The sequence below is a fragment of the Mycobacterium sp. TH-M15 genome (assembly GCF_057473705.1).
This window is the reverse complement of record NZ_JBYCLB010000496.1, coordinates 1-8,482: the sequence shown is the minus strand read 5'-3', so window position 1 is coordinate 8,482 and position 8,482 is coordinate 1. Positions and strand designations below refer to the sequence as shown.

The 8,482-nt window shown below is 71.1% G+C and carries 6 protein-coding genes and 2 pseudogenes; 1 reads left to right on the top strand and 7 read right to left on the bottom strand.

What is annotated here, in order from left to right:
• The 5 genes and pseudogenes from AC2VNT_RS12135 to secA2 form a co-directional block, all read right to left on the bottom strand.
• Positions 1-270, bottom strand: a pseudogene (locus AC2VNT_RS12135) (DUF881 domain-containing protein); the annotation flags it as partial.
• Positions 271-272: 2 nt separating this feature from the next.
• Positions 273-605 (bottom strand): small basic family protein, encoded by a 333-nt coding sequence (locus AC2VNT_RS12130; RefSeq protein ID WP_486947097.1) that lies wholly within the window; start codon positions 603-605, stop codon positions 273-275.
• A gap of 43 nt (positions 606-648) precedes the next feature.
• Positions 649-1,566, bottom strand: a complete 918-nt coding sequence (locus tag AC2VNT_RS12125; protein ID WP_486947096.1) for a DUF881 domain-containing protein — start codon at positions 1,564-1,566, stop codon at positions 649-651.
• On the bottom strand, positions 1,559-2,152 hold the full coding sequence (locus AC2VNT_RS12120; protein WP_486947095.1) for a CDP-alcohol phosphatidyltransferase family protein: 594 nt from the start codon (positions 2,150-2,152) through the stop codon (positions 1,559-1,561). Before AC2VNT_RS12120 ends, AC2VNT_RS12125 begins: the two co-directional genes overlap by 8 nt.
• 15 nt (positions 2,153-2,167) lie before the next feature.
• A complete protein-coding gene (secA2, locus tag AC2VNT_RS12115; protein WP_486947094.1) occupies positions 2,168-4,516 on the bottom strand; it encodes an accessory Sec system translocase SecA2 in 2,349 nt (782 codons plus the stop codon).
• 179 nt (positions 4,517-4,695) lie between these two features.
• On the opposite strand from secA2, the gene AC2VNT_RS12110 reads away from it, so the two are divergent.
• A complete protein-coding gene (locus AC2VNT_RS12110; RefSeq protein ID WP_486947093.1) occupies positions 4,696-6,657 on the top strand; it encodes an ABC transporter ATP-binding protein/permease in 1,962 nt (653 codons plus the stop codon).
• 185 nt (positions 6,658-6,842) lie between these two features.
• On the opposite strand, the gene AC2VNT_RS12105 is transcribed toward AC2VNT_RS12110, so the two are convergent.
• A complete protein-coding gene (locus AC2VNT_RS12105) occupies positions 6,843-8,306 on the bottom strand; it encodes an FAD-binding protein (protein ID WP_486947092.1) in 1,464 nt (487 codons plus the stop codon).
• A pseudogene (locus AC2VNT_RS12100) lies at positions 8,303-8,482 on the bottom strand (hypothetical protein); the annotation flags it as partial. The pseudogene AC2VNT_RS12100 and the gene AC2VNT_RS12105, both read right to left, overlap by 4 nt.

Here is an 8,482-nt window from a genome sequence, read left to right as displayed (position 1 = left end):
CAGCGAGTCGAGCAGCACCAGCAGATCGGCGGGCCGAGCGGTCTCCAGGGCATCGGCGGACTCGTTGTGCCGCACCTGGGTGACGATGGCGACGCCGAGCAGAACGCAGAGCAGCGCGCCGAGCACGACGAAGACCGGGTTGGACGGCTGCGCCCGCAGCGACCGCCGGCTCCACCAGCGCCGGGCCTCCGCCGGGTGATCGGGCGGCAGCTCGTGCCGGCCCCGCGGCGCCGGGGTGTCGGGGCTCTCGCCGACCGGCTCGTCGCCCATGGTCAGGATCCGAACAGCCGACGGCGCAGGGCGGCCGCGTTGCCGAAGATGCGGATCCCCAGCACGACGATGATCGCGGTGGAGAGCTGGGTGCCGACCCCCAGCTGATCGCCGAGGTACACCAGCAGCGCCGCGACCAGAACGTTGAACACGAACGCGACCACGAACACCTTGGGGTCGAAGATCCGTTCCAGGTAGGCGCGCAGGCCGCCGAAGACCGCATCCAGCGCCGCCACCACCGCGATCGGCAGATACGGCTGGACCGCCTCCGGCACGCTCGGGTGCAGGACCAGGCCCAGCACCACGCCGACGATCAGCGCCGCGATCCCGATCATCGCCGCCCGGTTTCCGCTCGGTCTGCGGTCATCCGAACTCCCCTCACTCGCCGCCTGCTCCGGCGAACGTCACGTCGCGCACCGCCCCGGCGGGCAGCACCAGGCCGTCGCCGGCGTTCACGACCACCCCGACCCGGTAGGCCGCCTCCAGCTGGCGCAGCCGGTACAGGCCCCGGCTGCGGTCGAAGGCGTCCTGCATCGGCTGCGGCGCCCCGATCGCCAGAATCGTATAGGGGCTGCTGATCGGGGTGTTGTCCACCAGGATCGCCCCGCCGGCCTGCCGGATGGTGACATTCGGCCCGATCCGCACACCGCCGACCGAGACCGCCTCCGCACCGCTCGCCCACAGCGAGTTGACCACCAGCTGCAGGTCGCGGTCCAGGATGATCTGCCGGCTGCCGGGCAGCCGCTGTTTGCCGGCGTCGGAGAGGTTGCGCTCGGTGCCGGGGTCGGTGACCTGCACCGTTAGCCCCGGGCCGGTCACCGCGGTGCTGGCCGCGGCCAGGCTAAACGCGTCCAGCCCGGCCAGCAGCCGCTGGCCCTCGGCGTCGGCGTTGAGCCGCTGCCGGCGCACCGTGTCGACCCGGCCGGCCAGCTCGGCGCGGTCGTCGGTCAGCGCCGCGGCGGCACCCTCGGCCGACCGGACGCTGCCGGCCAGCACCTGCTGCGCGGCGCGCTCCCGGGGTGCCACGGAACGGGCCTGACCGACGGCGGCGGCGAACACCACGGTCACCAGCGACACCGCCAGCGCCTGCCAGGCCCAGGCCGCCACCCGGCGGCGGCCGATCGTCGCACCGGCTTCCCGACGCTTCGCGGCCGCCGCATAACCCGGGTCGAGATGCTCCGACAGCAGCGAACGCAGCAGCGACGGCACCGGGAAGCCCTGCGGGCCGCCCGCCCGGTGCGCGCTGCGCCCGGTGGCCGCGTCGTAGCCGCTCAGCGCGAAGAACGGATCAGCCATCGCCGACCTTCGGCATCCTGCGCACCACCAGGACGATCTGGATCAGGTACAGCACGAACGCCCAGAGGTACATCCCCAGCCCCCAGATCAGGAACGCCCACCCGCAGGCCAGCGCGGGCCGGGTCCACCCGGCGTCCCCCAGCTGGCCGAGCAGGATCAGCGGAAACGCCGACATCAGGGCGAACGTGCCGGCCTTGCCGACGTAGGTCACCGGAAGCGCGGCCAGCCCCCGGCCGCGCAGCACCGGCAGGGTCAGCGCCAGCAGCCCGTCCCGGGCCAGCAGCACGACGACCACCCACCACGGCACCAGCCGGCGCAGCGCGAACGCGACCGGAACGGCCACCATGTAGAGCCGGTCGATCGCCGGGTCCAGCAGGGCGCCCAGCTTCGACGTCTGCCCGGTCAGCCGGGCGACCTTGCCGTCCGCCCAGTCGGAGAAGCCGCCGACCATCAGCGTCGCCGCCGCCAGGGCGTCGGCGCGGCGGACCAGCAGCAGGTACAGGAAGACGACGACGAGCGCCAGCCGGACCGCGCTGATCGCATTGGGCACCGTCAACACCCGGTCGTCGCGCACCCCGGGCTGCATGGAGTGGACCCTAGCTCAGCGGAAGATTCCGGGCAGGCTCAGCGCGTCCATCGTGTCGTCGGTCAACGGGTTGTCGCGCACCATGTAGGTCCACGTCGACGTCGGCCGGGCCAGCTTGGACAGGTCGACGCCGGGCTCGTCCTCGATCGCCTCGGAGGTCTCGAAGGTCTGCTGCGCGGCTTCGATGGCGTCGGCGGCCAGCGACGCGAACGCGTCCAGCGCCATCCGGTGGAACTCGTCGAGCGGGTTCTGCCGGCCCAGCGCCCGCAGGTGGATGCTCTCCCGGATGTCGGCCAGGAAAGCCAGGTGATCGGCCCAGCCGCGGTCCAGGTGGTAGAGCATGATCAGCCGGCAGATCTTCTCCAGCTTCGCCTCGCCGTCCGGGTCGAGCTCCTCCTGCAACTCCGCGTACCGCTCCGGGGCCAGGTCGGCGAGCTCCTCGCGGGCCGCCGGGGTGGCCAGCAGGGTGTTGCGCCGTTCGACGATGATCGCCCGCTGCTGGGCGATCAGCTGGTTGTAGCGCCAGGTGTTGGCGTGGATGTCCAGCAGCTTGCCCTCGGCGACCCGCTGGGCGTGATCTAGCAGCGCCGCCGCTTTCGGGCTGACGATCCGCCCGTTCTCGTCGGCCGCCATCGGCCGCTTGCTCTCTTCCAGGTTGGTCGCGACGACCTCGTCCTCCCAGCTGGAGAAGAACACCGACGACCCCGGGTCGCCTTGACGACCGGCGCGGCCGCGCAGCTGGTTGTCCAGCCGCTCGGTGTGCTGCCGCCCGGTGCCGACGACGTGCAGCCCGCCCAGCTCGGCGATCCGCTCGTGGTCGGCCTCGTCGGACCCGCCGAGCCGGATGTCGGTGCCGCGGCCGGCCATCTGGGTGGAGACCGTCACCACGCCGAACTTGCCGGCCTCGGCGATCACCTTGGCCTCCTCGGCGTCGTTCTTGGCGTTGAGCACCACCGCCGGGATGCCGCGCCGCACCAGCCGCTCGTGCACCTCCTCGGACTCGGCCACGTCGTGTGTGCCGACCAGCACCGGCTGGCCGGTGGCGTGCATCTCGGCGATGTGCTCGATGATCGCGGCGTTCTTGGCCGCGGCGGTGATGTAGACCCGGTCGGTCTCGTCCTCGCGGATGTTCGGCTGGTTCGGCGGGATCGGCGAGACCCCCAGGTGGTAGAACTGGCGCAGCTGCTCGCCGGCGGCCAGCGCGGTACCGGTCATGCCGCAGACCGTCGGGTACCGGTTGACCAGCGCCTGCACCGTGATGGTGTCGAGCACCTCGCCGGTCTCGGTGGTCTCGATACCCTCCTTGGCCTCCACCGCGGCCTGCAGCCCGTCCGGCCAGCGCTGCAGCGCGGCGATCCGGCCGCGGGAGGCGTTGATCAGCTGAACCCGGCCGTCCCGCACGATGTAGTGCACGTCGCGCTGCAGCAGCACCTGGGCGTGCAGCGCGACGTTGACCTCGGTCAGCGTGGTGGCGACGTTCTCCTCGGAGTACAGGTCGATGCCGCCGAGCGCCTTCTCCACCTTGCGCGCCCCGTCCTCGGTGAGGTGGATGTTGCGCCGGTCCTCGTCGGAGTCGTAGTCCACCCCCGGGGTGAGCCTGCCGACCAGCTCGATGATCTCCAGCCGCGGCGTCTCCCGATGGGTGGTGCCGGCCAGCACCAACGGCACCAGCGCCTCGTCCACCAGCACCGAGTCGGCCTCGTCGATCAGCGCCACGTCCGGGTTCGGCGAGACCAGGTCGTCGACGTCGGTCACCAGCTGGTCGCGCAGCACGTCGAAGCCGATCTCGTTCACCGACGCGTAGGTGATGTCGCACGTGTAGGCGGCGCGCCGCTCGGCGGCGGTGGACGCGGCGGTGATCCAGCCGACGGTCAGGCCCAGGGCTTCCAGCAGCGGGCCCATCCATCCGGCGTCGCGGCGGGCCAGGTAGTCGTTGATGGTGACCACGTGCACGTGCCGGCCGGCGATGGCGTACCCGGCGGCGGCGATCCCCCCGGCGAGCGTCATGCCCTCGCCGGTCTCCATCTCGGCCACGTCACCGGCGAGCATCCGCAGCGCGCCCTGCAGCTGCACGTCGCACGGGCGCAGCCCGATGCTGCGCTCGGCGGCCTCCCGGGCGATCGCCAGGAACTGGGGGATGTCCGGGGAGCCGGCCACGCTCTCCGGCTTGAGCAGCAGCAGCTGGGCGGCCTTGCTCAGCTGTGCGTCGTCGAGCCCGGCCGCCTTCTTGTCGAACTCGGCGGCGGCCTTGACCACCTCCAGCGACCGGCTGTGATCCCGCTCGGTGCTGGCGCCGAGCAGTTTCCAGAACCTGCCGCTGAGCCGGCCCGGTTTGGTGCTGGTGGTCTTTGCAGAGTTCGCCACAGCACAAAGGTACGCGGTGGCCGCGGCGGCGGAGCAGACCGGCCGCAAACCGGATCGGCCGTCCAGCGGTGCGTGCCCGTCGTCGCGCGGACCATCCCTGGGGTAGGTTGCCCCCGGGGATTTCTGTCCGCCGGAGCCGGATGTGCGCGGCGGTCGCGGTAGCTAAGGAGACGTCTGAGGTGGACTCCAACCTGTTCGAGCCATCCCTTGACTGGGCGCATGAGCTCACCCACTCTCTGATGTGGATCGTGAGCACCTGGGGGATCAGCGCCGTCTGCCTCACCGGCGTGCTCGCGCTGCTGTGGCTGGTGCTGCCGTGGGCTCGGCAGTTCTGGGAGATCTCCGGGGCGTACTTCACCGGGCCCGGCTGCGGCCGGGTCTGGCTGATGCTCGGCGTGCTGCTGCTGTCGGTGATCGCCTCGGTCCGGCTCGACGTGCTGTTCAGCTACTTCAGCAAGGACATGTACAACGCGCTGCAGACCTGGGCGGCGGCCAACGGCGACGGGGCGGTGAAACGCTCCGGCGAGCACGGATTCTGGATGGCGATCGGCATTTTCAGCCTGCTGGCGGTGGTGTTCATCGCCCGGCTGATGGTCGACATCTACCTGGCGCAGCACTTCATGGTGAACTGGCGGATCTGGCTCACCGACCGGCTCACCGGCGATTGGCTGGGCGACCGCGCCTTCTATCGGGCGCACTTCGTCGAGGGCGCCATCGCCGGGGCGGGTGGCGCCGACTTCGAGGAGGCCCTGGAAGGCGCCGTCGACAACCCGGACCAGCGCATCCAGCAGGACATCGACATCTTCACCGCCGGCAACGGCGCCCGCGCCAACGAACCGGCCAACGGAACCGGCGGCATCCTGCTGTTCGGCGCGGTCAACGCGGTGGTGTCGGTGGTCTCGTTCGCCGCGATGCTCTGGGGGCTGTCCGGCACCCTGACCGTCGCCGGGTTCAGCCTGCCGAAGGCGATGTTCTGGATCGTGATCGGCTACGTGCTGATCGCCACCGTGGTCGCGTTCGTCATCGGCCGGCCGCTGATCCAGCTGAGCTTCCGCAACGAGCTGACCAACGCCGCCTTCCGGTATGCGCTGGTCCGGGTCCGCGACGCCGCCGAGGCGGTCGCCTTCTACCGGGGTGAGATCGCCGAGCGGCTGCAGCTGCGGCAGCGGTTCGACGCGATCATCGACAACTACCTGCGCTTCGTGAACCGGACCATCGCCTTCAACGGGTGGAACTGGTCGGTCAGCCAGGCTATCGTCCCGCTGCCGTGGGTGATTCAGGCGCCGCGGCTCTTCGCCGGGCAGATCAAATTCGGCGACGTCACCCAGACCGCGATCGCGTTCTCCAACATCCAGGACGGGTTGTCGTTCTTCCGCAACGCCTACGACAACTTCGCCGGCTACCGGGCCTCGATCATCCGTCTGCACGGGCTGGTGCAGGTGGACAAGGCCGCCCGTGAGCTGCCCGAGCTGCTCGCGCTGCCCAGCGAGGACGGCTCGGTCGGCATCGAGAACGTCGAGGTGCGCACCCCGGACGGCGATCCGCTGGTCGCGTCGCTGGACATGCACCTGGACAGCGGCGACACCCTGATGATCACCGGACCGTCCGGCTGCGGGAAGACGACGTTGTTGCGCAGCCTCGCCCAGCTGTGGCCGTACACGTCCGGGACGCTGCGCCGGCCCGCCGCGGCACACGAGACGATGTTCTTGTCCCAGCTGCCCTACATCCCGCTCGGTGACCTGCGCACGGTGGTCTCCTACCCGGCGTCGGCGGGTCAGATCACCGACGCCGACCTGCGCCAGGTGCTGGTCAAGGTGGCGCTGCCACATCTGGTCGACCGGCTGGACGAGGTCGCCGACTGGGTGAAGGTGCTCTCCCCCGGCGAGCAGCAGCGGGTGGCGTTCGCCCGGGTGTTGCTGACCAGGCCGAAGGTGGCGTTCCTCGACGAATCCACCTCGGCGCTCGACGAGGGCCTGGAGGCGACGCTGTACCAGCTGCTGCGCGCCGAACTGCCCGACCTCACCGTGGTCAGCGTCAGCCACCGGCACACCCTGGCCCGGCACCACAAGCAGCGGCTCGACCTGCACGGTGACGGCCGCTGGGAGCTGAGCCGCGTCGAACACCAGCCGGCCCCCGTCTAGCCCGACTCCGCTACGCCCTCCGCGGCCCTACCTGACCCGCGGCCCTACCTCCCCCCGCGAGCAGACGCAAAGACCCCCGCGGAGCGGCGATTTCAGGGGCTTTTATGTCTGCTCGCCGCGAGGCTGAACACCGCTGAACACCTACGCCCCCCGGCCGCGTGCGCTCCGGGCCCACCCGAACGCCCCTACGCCCCCCCGGCCCTGCGGGCCGCGTGCACTCCGGCGCGACGCCCGAAGAAGGAGCCCTCGCCCAGTTGGGTGCCGCTGGCGTAGCCCTTGCCGTCCTGGGCGATGTTCGCCGCGCCGGCGCCGACGGCGTACAAACCGGGCACGACGGTGCCGTCGCCCGCCAGCACCTCGCCGTTTACCGAGGTGGCCAGCCCGCCGATGGTGAAGCCGGCGTACATCGCCTTGCCGAGCGACAGGTCGAACGCACCCCATGGGCTTTTATCTTGCGGCGCAAGGAATTCCGGCTGTTTGTGAAAGTCGGGGTCTGCGCCGCGGGCGGCGTGGCTGTTGTAGCGGTCCAGCGTCGCCACCAGATTGCCCGCCGGGATACCAAGTGCGGCCTCCATCTCCGGCACCGTCTCCCAGCCGTCGATCAGCGGGGTCAGCGGCATCTGCGGGCGGCGCAGGTGCGCCTCGTCGACGATCAGGAACGCCGCGCTCTCCGGCTGGTCCATCACGAACCCGGAGGTCCGCGAGTGGTAGGAGTCCTCGGCGACGAACCGGTGACCGAGCTTGTTGACGATGATCCCGGTGAGCAGGATCGCCGGCGGGTAGACCGGTGCGGTGATGAAGATCTGGTCCATGTGCTTGGTGGCCCCGCCCGCCGACACCCCCAGCCGGATGCCGAGACCGTCGTCGTAGGTGTTGCCCAGGACGAACGGCTTCTGCGCCAGCTTCGGCGTGTACTCGGCGACCATCTCCGGGTTCATCACGAATCCGCCGGCGGCGATCACCGCCGACTTCGCTTTGACGGCAACCGTCTCCGCGAAGTGCTTGGCCACCACCCCGGTCACCGCACCGGATCGGTCGGTGATCAAGGCGGTGGCGCCGGTCTCGTACCGGATCCGCACGCCGAGCGATTCGGCCCGCTTGAGCAGCAGGTCGACCACCAGCTTGGCGCCCTGGGTGTCACCGGGAACCGGAACCTTGTGGCCGCGCGGCGCCGGCACCGCCTGCTCCCGGTACGGCCACACCTTCTCGTTGCCGGTGTACATCAGGCCCTCGGTGTTGGGCTGGATGACCGCCTTCTCCGGGTAGTAGCTGCGTTCGAACCGAAACCCCAAGTCCTCCAACCAGTTGAAGTGCTCGACGCTGCCGTCGCAGTACGCCCGGATCTTGGCGTGTTCCGGTTCGCGGGAGACCGCGACCAGGTACTTGTACATCTCGTCGGGGCTATCCGGGTGGCCGGTGGCCAGCTGGACGGCGGTGCCGCCGCCGAGGTAGAAGTGCCCGCCGGCCATCGCGGTGGTGCCGCCGGCCGCGGCGGCACGCTCCAGCACCAGCACCCGCGCCCCGGCCGCCGCGGCGCCGCCCGCCGCGCCGCCCCCGGCGCTCCCGACGGCGATCACCACCACGTCGCCGTCGTCGTCCCAGGCCGACACCCGGTCCGCGTCGACGGTCGCCGGTAGATCGGAGCTCATGTCTGCTGCGGTCCGGGATCAGGGGACGCGGCCTGCACGGCCGGCCCGGCCATCGCGGCGGGGTACTCACCCCAGAAGCTGGTGAACACCCCGCCGCTCCGGGCCGGCCCGGCCGGGCCCGCCAGATCCACCGGCCCCCCCGAGTCGCCCCGCGGACTGACCGCCCCGTGCGCCCT

What these genes read in the sequence shown, in the direction of transcription:
- AC2VNT_RS12130 (WP_486947097.1), bottom strand. Translation starts at nt 605, where the DNA reads ATGATCGGGATCGCGGCGCTGATCGTCGGCGTGGTGCTGGGCCTGGTC.
- AC2VNT_RS12125 (WP_486947096.1), bottom strand. Translation starts at nt 1,566, where the DNA reads ATGGCTGATCCGTTCTTCGCGCTGAGCGGCTACGACGCGGCCACCGGG.
- AC2VNT_RS12120 (WP_486947095.1), bottom strand. Translation starts at nt 2,152, where the DNA reads ATGCAGCCCGGGGTGCGCGACGACCGGGTGTTGACGGTGCCCAATGCG.
- AC2VNT_RS12105 (WP_486947092.1), bottom strand. Translation starts at nt 8,306, where the DNA reads ATGAGCTCCGATCTACCGGCGACCGTCGACGCGGACCGGGTGTCGGCC.